The sequence below is a fragment of the Allobosea sp. P4_E12 genome (assembly GCF_056401655.1).
In genome coordinates this window covers 158,840-179,292 of record NZ_JBFUIY010000007.1, presented here as the reverse complement: position 1 = coordinate 179,292, position 20,453 = coordinate 158,840, and the positions used below count along the sequence as shown (strand labels likewise).

At 65.0% G+C, this 20,453-nt stretch carries 19 protein-coding genes; 6 read left to right on the top strand and 13 right to left on the bottom strand.

The window, feature by feature from the left end; all coding sequences use genetic code 11:
- Positions 1-25 precede the first annotated feature (25 nt).
- Positions 26-1,084 carry an LLM class flavin-dependent oxidoreductase gene (locus tag AC1DW9_RS11290; RefSeq protein ID WP_441489795.1) on the top strand — a complete coding sequence of 353 codons (1,059 nt, stop codon included), beginning with the start codon at positions 26-28 and terminating at the stop codon, positions 1,082-1,084.
- A 28-nt stretch (positions 1,085-1,112) separates the two neighbouring features.
- Here the strand turns inward: AC1DW9_RS11290 and AC1DW9_RS11285 are convergent, their stop codons facing one another.
- Together AC1DW9_RS11285 and AC1DW9_RS11280 are read right to left on the bottom strand one after the other, a co-directional pair.
- Positions 1,113-1,727, bottom strand: a complete 615-nt coding sequence (locus AC1DW9_RS11285) for a DUF1109 domain-containing protein (protein ID WP_441489794.1) — start codon at positions 1,725-1,727, stop codon at positions 1,113-1,115.
- A 129-nt stretch (positions 1,728-1,856) separates the two neighbouring features.
- On the bottom strand, positions 1,857-2,423 hold the full coding sequence (locus tag AC1DW9_RS11280) for a sigma-70 family RNA polymerase sigma factor (RefSeq protein WP_441489793.1): 567 nt from the start codon (positions 2,421-2,423) through the stop codon (positions 1,857-1,859).
- Positions 2,424-2,509: 86 nt separating this feature from the next.
- On the opposite strand from AC1DW9_RS11280, the gene AC1DW9_RS11275 reads away from it, so the two are divergent.
- The 5 genes from AC1DW9_RS11275 (at position 2,510) to AC1DW9_RS11255 (ending at position 8,392) form a co-directional block, all read left to right on the top strand.
- Entirely contained in the window at positions 2,510-3,499 is a 990-nt protein-coding gene (locus AC1DW9_RS11275) for a CE1 family esterase (RefSeq protein WP_476776325.1), read from the top strand.
- Positions 3,500-3,557: 58 nt separating this feature from the next.
- On the top strand, positions 3,558-5,207 hold the full coding sequence (locus AC1DW9_RS11270; protein WP_441505903.1) for a thiamine pyrophosphate-binding protein: 1,650 nt from the start codon (positions 3,558-3,560) through the stop codon (positions 5,205-5,207).
- Positions 5,207-6,412: an OpgC family protein gene (locus tag AC1DW9_RS11265; protein ID WP_441489790.1), complete on the top strand. Its 1,206-nt coding sequence runs from the start codon at positions 5,207-5,209 to the stop codon at positions 6,410-6,412. The genes AC1DW9_RS11270 and AC1DW9_RS11265 overlap by 1 nt, the downstream gene beginning before the upstream one ends.
- Positions 6,413-6,482: 70 nt before the next feature.
- The gene (locus AC1DW9_RS11260) at positions 6,483-7,868 is read left to right on the top strand and encodes a tetratricopeptide repeat protein (RefSeq protein WP_441505904.1); all 1,386 of its coding nucleotides are present in this window, start codon (positions 6,483-6,485) and stop codon (positions 7,866-7,868) included.
- A gap of 23 nt (positions 7,869-7,891) precedes the next feature.
- On the top strand, positions 7,892-8,392 hold the full coding sequence (locus AC1DW9_RS11255; RefSeq protein WP_441505905.1) for a hypothetical protein: 501 nt from the start codon (positions 7,892-7,894) through the stop codon (positions 8,390-8,392).
- Between the two features lie 45 nt (positions 8,393-8,437).
- Here AC1DW9_RS11255 and AC1DW9_RS11250 read toward each other — a convergent pair whose 3' ends face one another.
- The 11 genes from AC1DW9_RS11250 to AC1DW9_RS11200 all read right to left on the bottom strand — a co-directional run bounded on the left by AC1DW9_RS11250 (position 8,438) and on the right by AC1DW9_RS11200 (position 20,387).
- Positions 8,438-9,391, bottom strand: a complete 954-nt coding sequence (locus AC1DW9_RS11250) for an N-acetylglucosamine kinase (RefSeq protein WP_476776323.1) — start codon at positions 9,389-9,391, stop codon at positions 8,438-8,440.
- The gene (locus AC1DW9_RS11245; protein WP_441505907.1) at positions 9,378-10,070 is read right to left on the bottom strand and encodes an N-acetylmannosamine-6-phosphate 2-epimerase; all 693 of its coding nucleotides are present in this window, start codon (positions 10,068-10,070) and stop codon (positions 9,378-9,380) included. The genes AC1DW9_RS11250 and AC1DW9_RS11245 overlap by 14 nt, the downstream gene beginning before the upstream one ends.
- The gene (locus AC1DW9_RS11240; RefSeq protein ID WP_441505908.1) at positions 10,067-10,924 is read right to left on the bottom strand and encodes a carbohydrate ABC transporter permease; all 858 of its coding nucleotides are present in this window, start codon (positions 10,922-10,924) and stop codon (positions 10,067-10,069) included. Before AC1DW9_RS11240 ends, AC1DW9_RS11245 begins: the two co-directional genes overlap by 4 nt.
- Positions 10,921-11,853, bottom strand: a complete 933-nt coding sequence (locus tag AC1DW9_RS11235; RefSeq protein ID WP_441505909.1) for a carbohydrate ABC transporter permease — start codon at positions 11,851-11,853, stop codon at positions 10,921-10,923. Before AC1DW9_RS11235 ends, AC1DW9_RS11240 begins: the two co-directional genes overlap by 4 nt.
- A gap of 112 nt (positions 11,854-11,965) precedes the next feature.
- Positions 11,966-13,207 carry an extracellular solute-binding protein gene (locus AC1DW9_RS11230; RefSeq protein WP_441489783.1) on the bottom strand — a complete coding sequence of 414 codons (1,242 nt, stop codon included), beginning with the start codon at positions 13,205-13,207 and terminating at the stop codon, positions 11,966-11,968.
- A gap of 61 nt (positions 13,208-13,268) precedes the next feature.
- A complete protein-coding gene (locus AC1DW9_RS11225; protein WP_441505910.1) occupies positions 13,269-14,216 on the bottom strand; it encodes a hypothetical protein in 948 nt (315 codons plus the stop codon).
- A 145-nt stretch (positions 14,217-14,361) separates the two neighbouring features.
- Positions 14,362-15,990, bottom strand: coding sequence for an ABC transporter ATP-binding protein (locus AC1DW9_RS11220; protein WP_441505911.1), 1,629 nt, complete (start codon positions 15,988-15,990; stop codon positions 14,362-14,364).
- A complete protein-coding gene (locus tag AC1DW9_RS11215) occupies positions 15,987-16,817 on the bottom strand; it encodes an ABC transporter permease (RefSeq protein WP_441505912.1) in 831 nt (276 codons plus the stop codon). Before AC1DW9_RS11215 ends, AC1DW9_RS11220 begins: the two co-directional genes overlap by 4 nt.
- A 3-nt stretch (positions 16,818-16,820) precedes the next feature.
- Positions 16,821-17,798, bottom strand: a complete 978-nt coding sequence (locus AC1DW9_RS11210) for an ABC transporter permease (RefSeq protein WP_113515850.1) — start codon at positions 17,796-17,798, stop codon at positions 16,821-16,823.
- Positions 17,799-17,838: 40 nt separating this feature from the next.
- A complete protein-coding gene (locus AC1DW9_RS11205) occupies positions 17,839-19,443 on the bottom strand; it encodes an ABC transporter substrate-binding protein (protein WP_441505913.1) in 1,605 nt (534 codons plus the stop codon).
- A gap of 95 nt (positions 19,444-19,538) precedes the next feature.
- Entirely contained in the window at positions 19,539-20,387 is an 849-nt protein-coding gene (locus AC1DW9_RS11200) for a VOC family protein (RefSeq protein WP_441505914.1), read from the bottom strand.
- Positions 20,388-20,453: the final 66 nt, after the last annotated feature.

Below are 20,453 nucleotides of genomic sequence, written 5' to 3'. Positions count from 1 at the left end.
GCCCCCAATGCCTTGTGAGTTCATCATGCCCGCCACTCCGCTCACGATTAGCCGGATCGGCTTCCTGACGCCCGGCAATTACCGCGACGACGCTCCACTGGTTGGATTGGAGGACACCCTCCAGCTCTTCGAATTCGGCGAACGGCTCGGCTTCGACAGCGCCTGGGTGCGCCAACGCCATCTCGAACCCGGCGTCTCCTCGGCCAGTGTCTTTCTGGCCGCTGCAAGCCAGCGGACTCGACGCATCGAGATCGGCTCCGCCGTGATCCAGATCGGTTACGAGAACCCGTTCCGGCTGGCCGAGGACCTGTCGCTTGTCGACGTACTCGCACATGGGCGCCTCAATGTCGGCCTCAGCGCCGGGCCACCGTCGTATGCCGAGCTGTTGGGTCAGCGCTTCCTCGACGGAGACCGGACAGATTCAGACTATTCGCATCAGCGTGTCGCCCGCCTCGCAGCCAATCTCGACGGCGCCTATCTCGGCGACGACGAGACTTTCATCACATCGGCGGCAGGGCGGTTGCGGCCGCGTATCCAACCGCACGCACCGGGGCTGCGTGAACGGCTTTGGTATGGCGGAGGATCGCTGCGTTCAGCCCGTTGGGCCGGGGAGAACGGCTTCAACCTTCTCGTCGGCAACATCAATATCGGCGAGGAGACCGACAATTTCTTCGAGGCCCAACTGCGTCAGCTCGCTCTCTATCGCAGCAGCTGGCAGGCCCAGCATCAGCCACGCATTGCCGTTGGCCGTGTTATCGTCCCGCTCGACGGGGCCGATGCAAAGACCCGCAGTCGCTATCGCGATTACGCCGCCAGCCGGCATGAGCGCACCCTGAAACCGCAGGGCGAACGCCGAACCCAGTTCGCTCCGGATCTCATCGGCACATCGGAGCAGATCCTGATCGCATTGTTGCAAGACCCAGTGCTGCGCGCGGTCGACGAGTTGCGTCTTGAGTTGCCCTATAATTTCGAAGCGGAGGATTATGAGCAGATCATCGACGACTTCATTCGCCTGATCGCGCCGAACCTTGGTTGGCTCAGAGGGCGGGCAGGCAAGCCGGACCTCGCCAGGCTGCCGGCCTGATGACAGCCGCTGACTGCCTCAGGCTCCACTACCAGCGCACGAATCGCGGAAAAGCGAGGGCTCCGACGACAGCCATCAGGCCCATCGCCAGCGGATACCAGCTTGCGATGAAGGGGATCGTATCCTCAGGGCAATGCACGCTGTAGGCGATGGTCGCCAAGGCCGCGGATGCAACTCCGGCGGCAGCGCCAGTGAGGCGCAAATCGACCGGCGCGCCGCGCCGGGCGACCGCGATCATGGCAGCGAACGGGATCAGCCCGTAGAGCACAACGGAGATCAGGCAGGCCTGCCAGCTCCTGCCAAAGGTCAAATTGGCCCATTCTCCGGCAGGCGCCCGAGCCAGAACGACGAGAGCCCACAGCATCACGGCGGTGATCGGGAGCAGGATGAAGGACAGATGTCCTCGCGGACTGAGACCGGGCCGCAGGCTGCGCTGGAAAACCGCCACGGCGATCCCGGCCACACTCGCTCCGAGCAGGACCTTGCCCAGCACCGGCGCGCTGGCCCAGGCCCCCGCCAGGTCCCGGCGCGCGCCGAGCGTCAGGAGCACGGCAAGCGTCGCCCCGATCATGGCGAGGAACGCAGCAAGCCAGGTGATACGGCGCAGCCACCCGGTATCAACCGGCTGGCTGCTCGTGGCCATGAGGGAAATCAGCTCGTCTGTCTGCATGTCGGATCGGTCATTGTACTGTGATGGACGGGATTTCGCAGCAAACAGGCGAAAGGTTACAGCGTCGGGTGCGCTCACGCTGCCGCAGCACGCGCATCGCGGTCACGGTGCCCTGCGCATGGTCAGGAGGCGCGCCATGGCCCGCAGGCCGCGATGGATTGCGACCTTCGCTGCCGTCTCGGTCATGCCGGCAGCGCTTGCGGCTTCAGCGACCGAACAGCCCTGGACCTTGACCTGGTCGATCAGCGTTCGCGTCCGTTCAGGCAAGGATTGCAGGGCTCGCGTCAAGTCCAACCGGGCATCGGAGGCAGGCGTGTCTGGCGCCGCCAATTGATAGGCCTCGTCATCGATCGGCAGGTTGGACGCGTGCCGCCCGGAGCGGCGCAAATGATCAACGAGTTTATAGCGCGCGATCGCATGGGCCCAGGCGGTTACGGGGCTCGCCGGATCATAGCTGTGCCGGGAGAGATGCAGGGCGAGCAAGGTCTCCTGCAAGACATCCTCCGTCTCGCTCGGCTCGCTGCGCCCCGCTCGCGCCAGATGGTGACGCAAATAGCCGCGCAGGCGCACGCTGATCGCCTCGAGGAACGTGCGATAGGCCGACGCATCGCCGGCAAGTGCGGAGAGAAAGACGGGACGCAGCTGCGTTTCAAGATCGGCGAGAGACACGGGAAGCGGCGATTCTCCGGGGCCGTGCAGGCGGGTGTCCAATCCGTCGCATGATGATGCAGGGCTCACAAGCCCGTGACTGGCAGATGCTGACCTCGCCCCGCCCCGATACGCTCGCATACGCGCAGAGCGCGGCCTTCCGGGCCTTTCGCGGGAAAGCGACGAACATGGCGACAGAAGCGCGCTTCGGCCTGGCGATCATAGCGCTCGCAATGGCGCTGACCACGACGCTGACATCCGCCGCCATCGCACAGGAACATGCCAGGACGGAAGCGCGCCTCACGCCTTGCCCGGCCGAGGGAGGCTGCCCGGTCGAGGGCGGATTCTATCGCATCCTGCTGCCTGCGCAGGCCGCGATCGGGCATCTGCGCGGCGCGATCATGTACTTTCACGGCTGGCAAGGCTCGGCCGAGGAGATCATGGCCGATCAGGGTCTCGTCGCGGTTGCGCAACGCCTCGGCGTTGCGCTGATCGCCCCTGACGGGATGGGGCGGACCTGGTCCTATCCCGGTTCTCCCGGACACCATCGCGACGAATTCGCCTTCATCGGCCATGTTCTCGACGACGTCGCGCAACGCTTCCCCGTCGATCCCCGCAGGATTCTGGCCAGCGGTTTCTCGCAAGGCGCGTCCATGGTCTGGAATCTGGCCTGCCGAATGCCATCGCGCTTTGCCGCCTTTGCGCCAATCGCCGGTGCGTTCTGGGAGCCATTTCCGCAGGACTGCGTCGCCCCCCGGCCCAATCTGATCCATGTCCATGGCACGAGCGACACAACCGTGCCGATGGCGGGGCGCCCACTCCGGTCCGGGTACAGGCAGGGTGATCTCTTCAGGAGCCTCGCCGTCCTGGCACCCGGCTGCACCTCATCCTGGGCGGATGAGGTCCGGAAGGCGCCGCAGCCGGAGGCCCTGACCTGTCGGCTGGGAACAGACTGTCCCGGGCCTGCGCGGCTGGAACTGTGCCTCCATGGCGGCGGTCATATGGCCGACCCGGCCTGGGTCGAGCGGGCCTGGCAACTTGCGATGCCTCCCAAGATGCCGACAGCCGCGGCGGGCGCCAGGCTCACTTTTCCGTGAGGCCGTAACCAGCAGCTCGCCTCGCGCGATCTCTCCTGCCGATACCGAGGGAGACACCATGCGCCAGGATACAAGCCTAACCGAGATGACGCCGAAAGCGGCAGAAGCAGCATGCGTCCGAGGCGCCGATCTGATGGCGCAGCAGCTGGCTGCCGCCGGCGCGACACATGCCTTTGGCATTCCCGGCGGCGAGGTCCTGGCGCTGGTCGATGCGCTTGAACGTGCCGGCATCCGCTTCCTCCTCGCCAAGCACGAGAATGCGGCGGGTTTCATGGCCGAAGGGCTGTGGCATGCGACAGGCGGCTTGCCGGTTCTGGTCGCGACACTCGGGCCCGGCGTCGCCAATGCGGTCAATGTCGTTGCCAATGCCCGGCAGGATCGCGTCCCTCTGATCTTCATCACCGGCTGCGTCGATCAGGCCCTGGCTGAAAGCTACACGCATCAGATCTTCGACCATCAGGCCGTGCTGCGGCCGCTGGTGAAGGCAAGTTTTCGCGCCGCGCAGGGCACCGAGGATCTGGTGGTGCAGAAGGCTCTCGCCATTGCCGGGAGTGGCCGGCCCGGCCCGGTCCATATCGATCTGCCGATCGCGGTCGCCGAGGCGAAGACTGTCCAGCGCGCGGTCCAGATCGTGAAGCCTCCCGACAACAGCGCCCCCACCGATCTCAGTTTCGCACGCGAGATGATCGCGACTGCGAAGCGGCCGCTGGTCATTGCCGGGCTCGACCTGGTGAATGAGGGCTCCGCCGCCGCACTCGACCTATTCCTCACCCGGACCGGTGCCCCGCTGCTCACCACCTACAAGGCCAAGGGCCTGGTGCCGGAAAGCGATCCGCGCGTGATCGGCGGAGTCGGATTGTCGCCGAGGGCCGATGCGCTGGTACGGCCGCTGCTGGACGAGGCCGACCTCGTCGTGCTCGCCGGCTACGACCCGATCGAGATGCGCCAGGGCTGGCGCAATCCCTGGCCGACGGGCAAACGCGTAATCGACATCGTCGCCGAGGATGTCCACCACGGCATGCATAGCGCGACGCTGCTTCTCGAAGGTCATGTCGGCACCATCCTGTCGCGGCTCGGCGAAGAAGCAATGCTGGACGGCACCTGGCCGGACGGGCGCCCCGCCGCCATTCGCGCGGCGCTCAGCGAGGCCTTCGCTCCGCCATCGGACTGGGGTCCCCATGCCGTCATCGACATCCTGCGCGAGGTCGCGCCGGTGAAAACCATCGTCACGGCCGATTCCGGAGCGCACCGGATTCTGCTCAGCCAGATGTGGAGGAGCGACGGGCCGCGCCGCCTGCTGCAGTCGACCGGGCTCTGCACGATGGGTTGCGCACTCCCACTGGCGACTGGCGCGGCGCTCGGCACGGGGCAGCCCACACTCTGCTTCGTCGGCGATGCCGGCCTCGAAATGGTCCTGGGCGAGCTCGCGACCCTGCGCGATCTGGCGCTGCCGGTTGTCCTCGTCGTATTTGTCGATGAGAGCCTTGGCCTGATCGCACTGAAGCAGCGCCAGCTTGGCCTAGCCCGCGCAGCAGTCGATTTTGGCGGCACCGATTTCGCGGCGATTGCCGGCGCGATGGGCGGCCACGGCAGCACGATCTCAAACCCGGACAGCCTCAGGCGCGAGGCACGCGCCGCATTCCAACGCAGTGGTTTCACGGTGCTCGCCTGCAGGATCGATGCAGGCAGCTACGAAGGAGCCTTCTGATGCGCACGCTTCAACAGAAGGCAGGCAAGCGCCCGCGCGATGAACGGCTCGACTTCTTCCGCGGCCTGACGATGCTGATCATCTTCGTCGCGCATTGGCCGCAGAACAGCTGGAACGCCTTCATCCCTGCTCGCTTCGGCTTCTCGTCAGGCGCCGAACTCTTCGTCTTTTGTTCCGGCATTGCCAGCGCACTCGCCTTCGGCAGCGTCTTTGTTCGCCGCGGCCTGTGGCTTGGAACCGCGCGCATCATGCTGCGCATCTGGCAGGTCTATTGGGCGCAACTCGGACTCGTTCTGGCGCTGATCGCGCTCGCCGCGCTGCTCGATCACAGTTTCGGCCTTGGCATGCTCGCGTCCCAGTTCGCGCCGCTCCTGAGCTCCCCGGACACCGCACTGCTCGGCCTCGCGACGCTGACCTGGCAGCCGGATTATCTCGATATCCTGCCGATGTATCTGGTGATCCTGGCCCTGGTTCCGGTGGCCATGGCGCTGCACCGGATCAATGCTGGGTTGCCCTTCCTGATGGTGGCGCTGCTCTATGGGCTTGCCTGGGCTGTCGACCTCAATCTCCCCGGAAATCCCTGGAACGGCGCCGGCTGGTTCCTGAACCCCTTCGCCTGGCAGCTCATCTTCTTCATCGGGTTCTTCATCGGTATGAAATGGTTGCCGGTACCGCGGCTTGGCGAGCACAGGCTGATGCTTGCTGCCGGCGTCTTCCTGCTCCTTTCCGTACCGTTCTCCTTCTGGGGTTTCCTGGAGCACTGGCCGGCGGCGCAGGCGCTACGCGACCTGATCCTGCCCGCCAGCGAGAAGAGCAATCTGCACATCCTGCGCGTGCTGCATTTCCTGGCATTGGCCTATCTCGTTCTCAGCCTGGTCGAGCCCTGGCGCCGGAATCTGGATCAGGGCGTTGGCCACTTGCTCATCTTGATCGGACGGCAATCGCTCGCCGCATTTCTTGCCAGCGTCGTGCTGGCACGGCTCGCCACCACCGCAGCCGATATGCTGGGCCGGACCGAGTTGAGCATGGCGCTGCTCAATCTCGTCGGCTTTGCAGCGATCCTCGGCGTCGCGGTCGTGGTCGGCTGGTTCAAGAGCGCACCCTGGGCTGGTCATGCCGCGCCAGCGAAGGCTGAACCGCAACGCATGGATGAGACGGAAGCGCCCAAGCACGGCCTGTCAACACGGGTCCGTGAAGCGAGTTGATCGCCGCTTGATCGGCCGCCAGCGAACTCCCCGAGAGACGCCCCTTCAAGGGCTCGAACGGAGTAGCCTCATGTATCACGATCTCTCAGGCGAGCGCGTCACTGTCGCGAACGACGCTGCACGCCTCGCCTGGAACGACACGCTCGAAGCCGTGCTGGCCCATGCTGCCGCGACACCTGAGCATCTCGCCCGCGTGCTGGCAGCGGATCCGGATTTCGCACTGGTTCATGCGGCCAAAGGCCTGATGCTTCTTTCGCTTGCCAGGTCAGAATTGCTCGGAGCGGCGCGCGACTGCCTCGTCAAGGCCAAGGCGGCCATCGCGTTGCGTCCCGTCACACAGCGTGAGCGCATGCTGGTCGAGGCATTGGCGTTCTGGCTGGCCGATGCACCGCGACTGGCCGCCGGGCGCCTGGAAGCGATTCTGGAGGCCCACCCCCTCGACGTGCTGGCGCTAAAACTCTCTCACGGCCTGCGCTTCATGCTCGGTGATCAGGACGAGATGCTGGCCTGCCTGCGCCGCACCGCGCCGGCTTTCGGCGAAAGCCATCCGCTTGCCGGATATGTCCATGGCTGCCACGCTTTCGCGCTCGAAGAACAGGGTTTCTATGCCGAGGCCGAGCGAGCGGGCCGCCGCGCCGTCGTCCTTGCGCCACGCGATGCCTGGGGCCGCCACGCCGTCGCGCATGTGCTGGAAATGACCGGCCGCGCCGACGAGGGGATCACCTGGCTCGGGAATGCCCGGAACTGGTCCCATGCCAATAACCTGCGCTTCCACATCGTCTGGCACCTCGCCCTGTTCCGGCTCGAGCACGGAGAGACCGCGGAGGTGCTGCGCCTCTATGACAACGATATCCGGGGCGAGCCCACCGACGATTATCGCGACATAGCCAATGGCGCCTCGCTGCTTGCCCGGCTCGAATATGCCGGCGTCGATGTCGGGACGCGCTGGGAGGAACTGGCCGCACTCGCCGAGGGCCGGATCGATGATGGCCGCCTGGTCTTTGCCGACCTGCACTATGCTCTCTCATTGCTCGGCGCCGGGCATTCAAGCGGCGCGGAGGCGATCGCCCGCACGCTCGTTGGGGATAGCCGGGCGCATCGCAGCAGCGAGCGCAGGCAGGCGGCCCATCATGGTGCGCTCGCGGCCTTCGGCCTGCTCGCCTTCCATGAAGGCGACTACAGCGAGGCGGCGAGGCTGCTGGGCGCCGCGCGCGACGGACTGGTCGCGATCGGTGGCAGCCACGCTCAACGCGACCTCTTCGAGCAGGCCTATATCGAAAGCCTGATCCGCTCGGGCAACCATGAGCGCGCGGCCCCGCTTCTTAGCGAACGCATCACGAAACGCGGCGGCTCCAACCTCTTCGCCGCGCGCCGGCTGGCGTTGCTGCGCAACCGGCCGGCCGCACACACCGCCGCGTTGGCCGTCGCGGCGACCCCGCTCGCGCTCGCCCACTAAACGCCACCACAGGAATAACAGCCATGATCACCACCACCCTGCCCTGGACCACCCCCCTTCTATCAGCACGCACCATCGCGAACCTGGCCCTTGGCGGCTTTGCCGGGCTTGGCTTCTGGGAACTGTTCTCGGCCGTCCCGACCGCGTGGTTCGCGGAATTCCCCCTGGAGCCGCCCGAGTTGGTGAAGTCGCTGTTTTCCCACCAGCTCGGCCTGACGCTTTCGACGCCGGTCGCGAAGCTGCTGCATTTCCTCACAGGCTTCCTGTTCTACCCGCTCGGCTATTACGCGCTGACGCGTTTCGTGAAGAGTTTCGGCATGCCCGCCGATGGTTGGATCTGGGGGGTGATCACCTACTTCATCGCGCTCGGCTTCTTCGCGCCCCTGGCCGGTCAGGCCTTCCTTCTCACCGACGTGCCGCGCCTCTCCCTCATGAGCCTGATTGGCCACGCGATCTATGGCTACCTTGCGGCCTTCGTCTTCGAGCAACTCGAAGCGTCTTCTGCGCCGGTTCGTCCCCGCTGAGGATCCGACCGGGCTCTTGTCGATGACCGGGCACATAGCGCGGTTTCAACGCCCTGTGCCCGGCTCTCCCTCACCTGGATTCGCAGCAAGCTCGACGGCCAGTCGCGCCGCGACTGCCGGCACATCGGGGCTGGCATCGGCCAAAAGCACGGGTGGCGCGACGGAGGCTGCGAAGCTTTCGGCAATGGCTGGCGAGAGCGTGATCGCACGGCCGGCCAGGGCCACCGGCTTGAGGCCGACACGCCCACGCAGTGCCAGAGCGAGGCGGGCGAGTTCCCGTCCTGCCCCCACAAAAATCCGTCTCGCTTCGGGATCCCCGGCCTCATCGGCAGCGCTTACGGCACGGGCCAAAAGCCCCAGGCTGCCGCGGTCGCCGCCATAGATATAGACGCGGGCCGCATCCCAGGAGCTGCCGCCAACAGCTGCGGAGAGCGCCCGGCCAATCACTGTGCTCCAGCCGGAACCCGGCGCTTCATCTTCTCGCCGCAGGACGAACCGCAACGCCTCGGTCGCGATCCAGGTCGCCGCCCCGCCATCGTCGACCAGCACGCCATAGCCGCCGGCTCGGATGATCTCGCCGCCTGCCGCGAGGTGGTAGCCGATGGAGCCGGTACCGGCATAGACGACGATGCCCTCGCCGGGCGCAAAGCGGGCGCGATAACCGAGCCACATGTCGTCCACGACGAGCACGGATGTCTCGGCGCATTGGAAGGCACCCGCGAGCATCCGTGCAAAGAGGGCCGTCGTCGGCGAAGCCGATCCAATGCCCGTGACGCCGGCCACGATGGCGCTGGGCCGGCTATGGCCTGCGAGTTCCGACGCGAGCCCCGCAAAGATGCCTCGCACGCGCTCATGGTCCGCCTCGCTGAAGACATGGCCCGTCATCGGTGCCACGTCGCCTCGTGCCATGACCTCGCCAGCTGCGGAGACGAGACACCAGCGCGACGCCGTCCCGCCCGTCTCGATGCCCAGGCCCAGCGGGTGCTCAAGCCCGGGCATGCGCGACGAAACGGCGGGTGATCTCGCGGGGATTGGTGATGGCCGTGCCAACGACCACGGCGTGCGCACCGGCTGCGAAGGCCGCATCAAGCTGCTCCGGCCGCTCGAAACGCCCCTCCGCCACGATCGGCGTCGATATGGCGCCAGCGAGGGCAGCGATCAGCGCGATATCCGGCCCCGCCGCCTTCAACGCAGCGGTCTCATCGGTGTAGCCGGACAAGGTCGTGGCAATGTAGTCGGCGCCAAGCCTGGCCGCACGGACACCGTCCTCGAACGTCGCGCAATCCGCGAAGACGGGCTTGCCCAGTTCACCGCGGATGCGCGCGATCAGAACCCCGAGTGGTTCGCCATCGCGGGGCCTGGCGGTTGCATCGAGCGCAATGATGTCGGCGCCCGCGGCAGCAATCAGCGCAGCCGCGGCGAAATCGGGCGTGATATAGACCGGAAAGTGATCGTCCCAGCGTTTGAGGATGCCGATGATCGGCAGCGTGCTGACCGCGCGGATCGCAGCGATATCGGCAGGCCCATTGGCACGCAGGGCGAGCGCCCCGCCATGCTCCGCCGCCTGGGCCATCGCCGCCATGAACACCGGCCCATGCAACGGGTTGTCCGCCCGCGCCTGGCAGGACACGGCGAGGCTGCCCGGCGGTATCAGGTTCTGATTGTCTAGAAGTGTCACTTTACCGCCCCTGCGGTCATGCCCCGGATGAACTGGCGCGACATCACGATGTAGATGATGGTCAGTGGCAGGGCTGCGATGGTGAGGCCGGCAAAGAGCATGCCCCAGTCGGTGGTATATTCGCCCATGAACACCGAAAGGCCCTGAGGCAGGGTCTTGCGCACATCGGTCTGGATGAAGACGAGCGGGAAGAAGAAATCATTCCAGGTCGGCACGGCATTCTGAATCGCGGAAATGACCATCGGTGGCACGGATAGCGGCAGCATGATGGACAGCATGATCCGGGGCTCGGACGCCCCGTCGATGCGCGCGGCCTCCTCGAGTTCCGTCGGCAACGTCCGCAAGAACCCGGTCATGATGAAGATCGTCGAGGGCAGGCCCATCGCCGTATAGATCAGGATGAGGCCGAAACGGGTGTCGAGCAGGCCGAAATCGCGCATCTGGAGAAAGAGTGGGATCACCGCGAGTTTCAAGGGCAGCATCAGGCCGGCCAGGAAGAACATGAAGATGGCCGAATTGCCCGGGAACTCGTAACGCGCGAGCGCATAGGCCCCCATCGTGCCGAGCAGCAGGATAAGCGCGATGGACGAGCCGGTGATGATCACCGAGTTGATGAAGTAGCCCGGCAGGCTTGTCTCGCCCCAGATCCGGGTGAAGTTCGCGACATAGGTGAAATCAGGAACGGAAAACGGTGCGTCGAAGATCTCCCCGGTCGTCTTGAAGGCCGAGAAGACCATGATGACGATCGGGTAGAGCATCAGAACGGAGTTGCCGACGAGCAGCGCGGCGGCGATCAGGCTGCCGGGGCTGCTGCGCGGAAACAATGGGTCCGGGCTTTGGGCCTTTGCCGTCACAGCGCGATCTCCCGGCGGCGCAGATACTGCGTAATGAGCGTCGCGACGACCGCGATGAACATGAACATCAAGACGGCAAGCGCATTGCCGTGCCCGAAATCCTGAAGGCCTGCGCTCTGGTTGCCGAAGGCAGTGCGGTAGAAATAGAGCCCCAGCACGTCCGTCGACCCGTAGGGCGAGCCGTCCAGCCCCGCCATGATGTAGGGCAGCTCGAACCAGTTGAAGGCGCCGATGAAGAGCAGCGTCAATGTGATGGTCGTGGAGGGCGCCACCAGTGGCCAGACGACACGGGTCAGCATCTGCCAGCTGCTGCAGCCGTCGAGCTTGGCCGCTTCCAGGATTTCGCGGGGGATGCGCTGCATTCCGGCCAGATAGACCAGGGCGGGAAACCCGACCCAGTGCCAGGCATTGGCCATGACCAGCGCGGGCAGCGCCGTCGTCTCCTGACCGAGCCAGGGCTGGCGCAGCGCGCCGAGGCCGATCATGTCGAGAAGCTGATTGATGAGGCCGAAATTGGGGTCGAGGAAGAGCTTCCACAGGAACCCGACCAGGACGGTGGACAGGATCACCGGCATGAAAATCGCGATCCGGTGAAAGCGAAAGCCGAACGGCTCCCGATAGATGAACCAGGCAAGCAGAAATCCGGCGGTGTTCTGCACCACGAAAAGCGCGAAGAAGACGAAGAGATTGTGCCGGAAGGCGCGCCAGGTCAGCGCCGCGAAATGATCACCGAACAGGACATCGCTGAAATTCTGCAGGCCGACGAATTCTCCCTGGGCCATCCCCTCCCAGCGATAGAAGGCAGAGCTGAGCGCCACCAGCAGCGGCCAGACGACGAAGGTCAGCATCATCGCCATCGGCGGCACGATGAGAAATGCGATCCAGGCCGCGCGCTTGCGCCTTTCGCGGCGTCGGTAATCCGTCTTCATGAGACCTGGCCTGTTGAAGCAGCACTCAGGGGGAGAGCCCGGCGCGCGCCTGTCCAAGCGCATGGTCGGGTTCTGCCGGCCATGCGCATCATGGGAGCTTCAGCCCCGGAGCTTACTTCTTGAAGGGTGCGTAATAGGTCCCGATGCCCTTCGTGACCTCGGCACCGACCTCGGCCGGAGTCGCCTTGCCCGCCAGCATCTTCTGCACGCCGGACTGCAGCAGCACCGAGCCCGTCGGCTCCTGATAGCGGAAATTGACCAGCATGATGTAGGACATGGCCCGCTCGTTGAGCGCCGCGACCTCCTTCAACAACGGATTCTCGAACTTCACGCCCTTGATTGGCGAGATGTTCTGCAGATCGTTCGAGAAGGCCGTGCCGAACTCAGGCGTACCGAGGAAGCGCAGGAACTTGAGCGCTGCGTCCTTCTTCTTCGACGCGGCGTTGATCGCGTAGCCGCCATCGTAATAGAGCGCGACAAGCCGCTCATCCCCGGCCTTGGCAACCGGCGAGGCGAACATCCCCAGTTTCAGCTTCGGGTTCTGGCGCAGGAAGTTGGCGAGCTCGAAGGAGCCACCGGCAAACATGGCTGCGCGCCCGGCCGCGAAGAACTGCTGCGACGCGGCATAATCCACGCCCGAGAAATTCGGGGCGAAGTACTCCTTCAGCTCGTTCAGCTTGGCGAGAGCGCCAACGAAGCGCGGATCGGTGAAGTCGGCCTTGCCGGCGAGCACGTCCTGCTCGAACTGCTTGCCGATCTGGGAGGAGAGCAAGGCGCCGACGATGGTCTCGTTCTGCCAGGAGGTGGCGGTGCCGTTACCGAAGGGGGTGATGCCCTTCTCCTTCAGCGTCTTCGAAACGGCGACGAGCTCGTCCCATGTCGCAGGCGGCGTGACGCCGGCCTTCTCGAACAGATCCTTGTTGTAGATGATCAGCATCGTCTGCGAGGCGAAGGGCACCGCATAGAGCTTGCCATCGGACCGCATGGTCTCTGCCGCCACCGCCGACGCGGGGAAATTGTCGAATTCCGGCACCATCGTCTTGTCGAGCGGCACGAGATAGTCCGGCTTGCCGACGCCAAGCGTGCCGTAGGCGCGCACCTGCACGATGTCCGGCCCGGTGCCGCCAGCAAGTGCGGTCGACAGGACTGTGGGATAGTTCGCGGCCTCGAAAGCCTCGAACTTCACATTGATGTCCGGATGTTTCTTGCGGAACGCCTCGATGAATTTGGCGTAGGCTGCCTTATCTTCCTGGCGCCAGCTCCAGAGGGTGAGATCTTCCGCCTGCACCGGAGCCGCAAGGACTGTCGCGGCGGCGAAAGCCGTCAGGGCGAGCTTGCCAAGCGCGCGTCTCAAGATGGATCTGGTCAGAATCCCGGCCAACATGTTTGCTCTCCCTCGTTGAACGTAACGTTTGTTATTGTTGGATGAATTCGACGGCCGGCAAGTTCGGCGTCACGACGAGCGCGGTCGCGTCATCGTGGATCTTGACGCGGTTGAACCGTTCCGTGCGAGGATCTCCGTTCTCGAGCCGGCGCAGTTCGGCAACGAGTGCAGTCGCACCGTCGCGCACCACAGCCTGCATGAGACCAGCCTCGTCGTAGCGTTTCAAGACATCGACAAGGCGCATGAACCCGTCGGAAGCGAGCAGGACCGTCGCCGTCGGGGACACGGTCGCGGAGAAGGAACGCAAGCCCGCTTGCCACGGAAGCCCGGGATGAACAGCCCAATAGCCATCCGGCTGGTTCAGGAAACGGCGATTCTCGTGAATCTGCGCCAGAGCAGGCGCCGAAATCGGCTCGCCGTCACGCCGCAGGCCGGTTCCGGCCGCTGCGATTGTCCGGGCCTCGAACGGGCCCGCCGAAGCGTCCGTCCAGCGCTCCATATGTTCGCCATCGAGAATAATGATCGACACGTCGCCGATCACCACCCCCTCGATACGACAGGATTCCCCCATGGCTGAAAGGCGCACGAGGCCGAGGACGGCCGAAGGCCCCTCTCCTCCGATACGCTCAGGCTGACCGTCACCCAGCACGGCGTAATCCCGAGCGGCAGCCACCTCGAGAGTTGCCGCGATCTCGGAAAGCGGGGCTTCATCGCGCGCCGTGGAACGCAGGATCTCATCGACCCGCTGCGCGAGCCACGCCCCTTCCGATTGCTGCTCCGTTCTGGAAGCGCCTGAGAAGAAGGCGGACCCGTCGATGATCCATGCATGCGAGCCGGAAGATCCCGCCATGTCCTCGTTGAAGGGCGCACTGCCCTTGACGCTGACCTGCGACAGGATGCGCCAGCCGGCCGATTCCTTCGGAACAGCAGAGACAGCGGGACGTTCTGCGGACCCTGAAAGAGACCCTTCGCCTTCCACTGTTCCGCGTGCTCCCGCTTCGCGCGCTCAGCGCGATCAACACCCTCTGGTACGATACCAATATAGAACCAGTTAACGCTGTTCAAGCCGGAAAATGCTCGCCCCTGCGCCGCCGGGCGAAGGGTTACGACGCGTGTCTGAGGGGTCAGCCCTCCTGCCGCTCGGCCACCCGCTCCAGCCCGAACTCGCGTCCGGGAATCGAGGCGAGCAGCGCTTGGGTATAGGGGTGTTGCGGATTGCCGAAGACAGAGCCGATCGGCCCGGCCTCCACCACCTCCCCGCTCTTCATGACAGCGACAAGATCGCAGACCTGAGCCGCCACGCGCAGATCATGGGTGATGAAGACGATCGACAGGCCAAGACGCTGGCGCAGTTCCGCCAACAGCTTCAGCACCTGCGCCTGGACCGATACGTCGAGCGCGGAGACAGGCTCGTCCGCCACCAGCACATCCGGCTCCAGAGCCAATGCGCGGGCAAGTCCGATCCGCTGGCGCTGGCCGCCCGAGAACTCATGCGGGTAGCGTTCGGTCGCGGCGGGATCGAGACCGACCAGCCCAAAGAGTTCCTTGGCGCGCGCCAATGCCTGCGCACGCGGCATGCCGTGAACGACGAGGCCTTGCGCAACCGCCTCGCCCGCCTTGCGGCGCGGGTTGAGCGAGGCGAATGGATCCTGGAACACCATCTGGATATGGCGCGTCTCCGCCCGCATCTGCTCGCGGGTCAGACAGGCGAGGTCGCGGCCGTTCAGGCGGATCTCGCCGCTCTCGGGATCGATCAGGCGCACGAGGCAGCGCGCCAATGTCGACTTGCCGGAACCGGACTCGCCGACGATGCCGAGCGTGCCGCCCTTCGGCAGCACCAGCGAAACATCCTTGACCGCGTGGGTGATGCGCTGGCCGCGACCGAAGAAGCCACCGGTGCGATACGTCTTCGAGACGTGCTCTATGGTCAGGATCGGATCGCTCGACAGCGGACGCGGAGGCGGAGCCTTCAGTGGCGGCACTGCGGCGATCAGCTGCTTCGTGTACGCGTGCCGGGGATTGTCCAGCACCGCACTGGCCGTGCCCTCTTCGACGACGCGGCCCTGGCTCATCACCGCGACACGGTCGGCGATTTCGGCAACGACACCGAAATCATGGGTGATGAACAGAACGGCCGTGCCCTTGCGCCGCTGCAGGTCGCGAATGAGTTCGAGGATCTGCGCCTGGGTGGTGACGTCGAGCGCAGTCGTCGGCTCGTCGGCGATCAGCACCCTGGGATCGAGTGCGAGCGCCATGGCGATCATGGCGCGCTGGCGCTGACCGCCCGAGAGTTCATGCGGATAAGCCTTGAGCGTCGAAGCCGGATCGGGAATCCGCACTTCATCGAGCAGGGCGAGGACCCGCGTCCTGATCTCGCCAGCCGGCAGATCGGTATGGATCTCGAACATCTCGCCGATCTGGTCGCCAATGCTGCGCAAGGGATTCAGCGCGGTCATCGGCTCCTGGAAGATCATCGCGATACCGGCGCCGCGCACCTTGCGCATCTCGGCCTCGCTCACATCGGCAAGGTTGCGGCCCTCGAAGAGGATGCGCCCGCCGTCGATCGCGACCCCGCCCGGCAGCAGCCGCATGATGGCATTGGCCGTCATCGACTTGCCGGAGCCGGATTCGCCGACCACGCAGAGGATCTCATTGGCCGCCAGGGAGAGCGACACATTCGCCATGGCGTGCGACCGGTCGGCGCCGGCCGGCAGCTTCACGCTGACATCGTCGAGAACAAGAATCGGGGTCATCGGCTCTTCAGCCTCGGATTGAGAGCGTCATTGAGCCCCTGCCCGACCAGCGAGACGGCGAGCACGGTGACGAGAATGGCAATGCCGGGAATGGCCGAGACATACCACTGCACGCGCAGCACATCGCGCCCTGCGCCGATCAGGTTGCCCCAGGAGGCAACATTCGGATCGGAGAGCTTCAGGAAGGCGAGCGCGCTCTCGAGCAGGATCGCGACCGCCATCACGACGCTGGCATAGACGATCACCGGCGGTAATGCGTTCGGCAGGATCTCGCCAAAGATCAGCTTGATGTCCTTCAGTCCCAGTGTGCGTCCCGCCTGCACGAACTCGCGGTTGCGCAGCGAAAGGAACTCGGCGCGCGTCAGTCGCGCCGAAGCCGGCCATGAGACGATGCCGATGGCGACCGTCACCGTGGTGATGGTCGAGCCGAACACCGCGACGAGCACGAGCAGCAACAGGAAGTTCGGCAATGTCTGGAAGGCCTCGGTCACGCGCATCAGTACGGTGTCGACCCAGCTGCCGTAATAGCCGGCGAAGGCGCCGATCGTGATGCCGATCATGACCGAGATGAAGGTCGCGACCAGACCGATCAGCAGCGAAATGCGTGCGCCATGGAAGATCTGCGCGGCGATGTCGCGGCCGGAATTGTCGGTCCCGAGCAGGAAGCGCGGGTTGCTGAAAGGCCAGATCAGCGGCCGCCCGGCAAGCGCCAGCGGATCGCGCGGATAGAGCCAGTCGGCCGTCCCCGCCATGGCCAGAACGAGGATGAGCAGCAGCAGGCCGATGACGGCCGAGGGACTGCGGAAATAGAGCTTTGCGAACTCCATGGCTCAGGCTCCCGCCGTGATGCGCGGATCGAGCCGGGCATAGAGCAGGTCGACGATGAAATTGACCGCGATCACCAGCAGCGCCGAGACGAAGATGATGCCGAGCAAGGTGTTGAGATCGCGCTGCACGACCGATTCATAGGCCAGCCGCCCCAGCCCCGGCAGCGAGAACACGCTCTCGACCACCACAGAACCGCCCAGCATCGTGCCAGCCTGCAGGCCGATCAGCGTCACCATCGGCAGCAGCGCATTACGTAGGACGTGCCGCACCACCACCCGCGTCTCATCCATGCCCTTGGCCCGCGCCGTGCGGACGAAGTCGAGATTGAGCACCTCGAGCATCGAGCCGCGCATGATGCGCAGATAGATCGCCATGTAGAACAGGCCAAGCGTCAGGGTCGGCAGGATGAGGTGCTTGGCGATGTCGAGCGTCCGGGCCAACCCCGTAAGGCTGACTGTGATATCCTCGAAACCACCGGCTGGCAGCCATTGCAGGTAGATCGAGAACACGACGATCGCCATCAGCCCGAACCAGAAGGTCGGCATGGCGTAGAAGATCAGCCCCAGTGTCGAGATCAGGGTATCGGGCCATCTGTTGACGCCGCGCGCCGCGATCACACCGAAGATCAGCCCGAAGAAAAAGGCAAAGGACAGCGAGGCGCTCATCAGCAGGATCGTCGCCGGCAGCCGCTCCGCAATCACGGTCACGACCGGCTTGCCGTAGATCGCCGAGAAGCCAAGATCGAGCCTGACCAGTCGCCAGAGATAATTGCCGAGCTGGGCCCAGACCGAGAGATCGAGCCCGTAGAACTCGCGCAGATGGCGGGCGGTGGCGGCATCGCCACCGCCCATTTGCGCCATCATCGCATCGACCGTATCGCCCGGCGCGAATTGCAGCAGCAGAAACACCCCGATCAGGATCAGGATCAGGGTCGGGATCGAGGCGGCAAGACGCCGCCCCGCAAGAGCTAATACGCGCATGGGAACTGGCCGGTTTCGACTGCGGAGGCTGGTGGACGTGTCACTCCGCCAACCAAAGATCGTGCCAGGAACTCGAGCCCCAGCGCGGCGTGTTGGAGTGGTTGCGGGCCTTGGCGTTGATCACCGTCAGGAAGATCTGCTCGATCGGCGTCCAGATCGGCAGCTCTGTGTTGGCGCGCCGTACGAAGTCGCCATAGAGCGCCTTGCGCTTCGTCGGATCCACCTCGGTCGCCGCGTCGTCGATGATCTTGTCGATCGTCGGATCGGTCCAGTCCCATTGATTGGTCCATGGCGCACCCTTGGGCTGCCCAGAGCGATACCACACCGTCGTCGAGACCGCAGGATCATTGCGGTACTGATGCCAGCCCGTAGCCAAGTCGAAGGCGTGATCGTCATAGACCTGCTTCAGGTAGCCGCCACCATCGTTGCGCACGATCTCGACCTTGATGCCGACATTGGCGAGCGACTGCTGGATGAAGGTGGCAAAGAGCGTGATGTCCTCGCCCCATGGAGCCGGCAGCAGGCGCACCGAGAAGCGCGTTCCGCCAGCGCCGGCCTTGAACCCGGCTTCGTCGAGCAGCTTCGCGGCGAGTGCCTTGTCGAAGGGATATTGCGGGCCGTTATCGGCCGGATAGAAATCGGTCGAGACGGAGGGGACCGGACCTGTGCCGAGCTTGGCGAAATCGCCGAGGAAATTCTCGATGAAGAACGGGATGTCGAGCGCATGCGCGATCGCGCGCCTGACCCGGATATCCGCGAGTTCCTTGCGGCGGAAATTGAACTCGATCGTGTTCGTGCGGGCGTTGCCCTCGTTGCCCTTGGTCGAAACGATGAAGCGCGGATCCTTGCCGAGACGGGCGGAATCCGAGATCGTCAGGCCCGAGAACGGGCTGTAGTGGATCTGTCCGGCTTCCATCTGGGCGGCGGCGGCAGCGCGATCGGTGACCACGCGCCAGACGATCCGGTCGAGATAGGGGGCGTTGGCGCGCCAGTAGTTCGGGTTGCGGTCGGCAATGATGTGCTGGCCCCGCTCGTACTGCGCGAACTTGAACGGCCCCGTGCCCACCGGTGCCAGATTGACCGGGTTCTGGCGGATGTCGCCTTTGCCTTCGTAGAGATGGCGCGGCGAGATGTAGCCGAGATCGGGCAGTGCGCGCAGCAACAGGTTGAGCGGCATCGGGCGCTCGTAGCGGAACACTGCCGTCAGCGGGTCGGGCGTATCGACGGCGGTGAGGAAGAGCTGCAGCGTGGTGCCGTAGTTGAGGATCTTCTTCCACATCTCCATCGCGGTGAACTGCACGTCGGCGGAGGTGAAGGGCTTGCCGTCATGCCAGGTCACGCCCGGCCGCAGCTTGAACGTGATCGTCTTGCCGTCGGGTGCAGCCTCCCAGCTCTCGGCGAGCACGCCGACCGGCTGGCCGCTGGCATCGAGATCCACCAACTGCTCCTGGATCTTGCCGCCGATGATGTAGACGCCGGTCGAGGCCTGCAGGCTCGGGTTCAGCTGGCGCTGCTCGGCACCGTAATGGACGGTGAAGACTCCGCCCTTGCGCGGTGTTTCCTGGGCGAAGGAGCGCATCGGGAACAGCACATTCGAAGCGATGGCGGCGCTTGTCAGCAGCGCGGCGCGGCGGGTCATGTCCATGGAGACCTCCTGGGTCCGGTGTTCGATAAGGGCAGAGCCGGAATTCACGATGATCCGGCCATCAGGCTGTTCTCAAAGGGGAGCCAAGGCTCGCGTCACGGTACGAAGCTGACGATCACGCCATTGGCGGAGTCGGCCGGTACGCTGACGGCACCACCATGGCGCACCGCGAGCGGGCCGAGCGCCTTGGCAGCGCCTTCGAGATCGGCACTCGCCAGAACGATCGCGGTTGCGCCGGCGGGAGCCGCACCGATCCGCACCGCATCAGGATAGCGCCCCGCAAAACCGGCCGCATCATAGAACAGGAAATCGGCGCGCTTGCCGCCCGACGGCACCAGCCAGCCGTCATCCTGCGGACGCGCAGGCTCGTCGATCAAACGGCTGAGATGCCCGGCGGCCGCCTTCGGATCTGCAGCGAGGACCTCGACCCGAACGATGCGGCTCGCGCCGTTCGCATGTTTCTGGAGCTCAGGAATCCAGACCGTCTCGCGCGTCAGATGCTGGCAGGCAAAGATGCGCAGTCCGCCGGGACTCTCGTTCAGAGGCCAGCGGAAGACATTGAACTTCGCTTCGCCCGTCCCGCCATTCGGCAGATCCACCGGGCGGCCGAAATGCACGGGACCCAGGGCTTCGAGGCCACGGGTCTTGAGTTCAGCTGCGCCTGCAGCGGCATCATCCGTGGTGAAGGCAGCGCGCTCCAGCCCTTCCCGGTTCTTCAGATAGTCGCGGGTCGGCTTGTTCTGATCCGTCTCGGTCAGCACGCCGAGCAGCTCGAGATAGTCGTCTCCGAACATGATCGTGTAGTTGCCGGTTCCCAGGATCGGCGAATGGGTGCCGCGCGGGGAGACCGTGAAACCGAGGCGCTCCCATTGCCGGGCAGAAGCATCGAGATCGCGGACGGTCACGACGACATGATCGAGACCGAGAATGTGCTTGAGCGACATGACGCCCCCTTTGACCAAGAACCCAACGGAAGCAGAGTTCATCCGAACCAACAGAGGGGCGCAACC

What these genes read in the sequence shown, in the direction of transcription:
- AC1DW9_RS11290 (WP_441489795.1), top strand. Translation starts at nt 26, where the DNA reads ATGCCCGCCACTCCGCTCACGATTAGCCGGATCGGCTTCCTGACGCCC.
- AC1DW9_RS11285 (WP_441489794.1), bottom strand. Translation starts at nt 1,727, where the DNA reads ATGGCCACGAGCAGCCAGCCGGTTGATACCGGGTGGCTGCGCCGTATC.
- AC1DW9_RS11275 (WP_476776325.1), top strand. Translation starts at nt 2,510, where the DNA reads ATGCTGACCTCGCCCCGCCCCGATACGCTCGCATACGCGCAGAGCGCG.
- AC1DW9_RS11270 (WP_441505903.1), top strand. Translation starts at nt 3,558, where the DNA reads ATGCGCCAGGATACAAGCCTAACCGAGATGACGCCGAAAGCGGCAGAA.
- AC1DW9_RS11265 (WP_441489790.1), top strand. Translation starts at nt 5,207, where the DNA reads ATGCGCACGCTTCAACAGAAGGCAGGCAAGCGCCCGCGCGATGAACGG.
- AC1DW9_RS11260 (WP_441505904.1), top strand. Translation starts at nt 6,483, where the DNA reads ATGTATCACGATCTCTCAGGCGAGCGCGTCACTGTCGCGAACGACGCT.
- AC1DW9_RS11255 (WP_441505905.1), top strand. Translation starts at nt 7,892, where the DNA reads ATGATCACCACCACCCTGCCCTGGACCACCCCCCTTCTATCAGCACGC.
- AC1DW9_RS11250 (WP_476776323.1), bottom strand. Translation starts at nt 9,391, where the DNA reads ATGCCCGGGCTTGAGCACCCGCTGGGCCTGGGCATCGAGACGGGCGGG.
- AC1DW9_RS11235 (WP_441505909.1), bottom strand. Translation starts at nt 11,853, where the DNA reads ATGAAGACGGATTACCGACGCCGCGAAAGGCGCAAGCGCGCGGCCTGG.
- AC1DW9_RS11220 (WP_441505911.1), bottom strand. Translation starts at nt 15,990, where the DNA reads ATGACCCCGATTCTTGTTCTCGACGATGTCAGCGTGAAGCTGCCGGCC.
- AC1DW9_RS11215 (WP_441505912.1), bottom strand. Translation starts at nt 16,817, where the DNA reads ATGGAGTTCGCAAAGCTCTATTTCCGCAGTCCCTCGGCCGTCATCGGC.
- AC1DW9_RS11210 (WP_113515850.1), bottom strand. Translation starts at nt 17,798, where the DNA reads ATGCGCGTATTAGCTCTTGCGGGGCGGCGTCTTGCCGCCTCGATCCCG.
- AC1DW9_RS11205 (WP_441505913.1), bottom strand. Translation starts at nt 19,443, where the DNA reads ATGGACATGACCCGCCGCGCCGCGCTGCTGACAAGCGCCGCCATCGCT.
- AC1DW9_RS11200 (WP_441505914.1), bottom strand. Translation starts at nt 20,387, where the DNA reads ATGTCGCTCAAGCACATTCTCGGTCTCGATCATGTCGTCGTGACCGTC.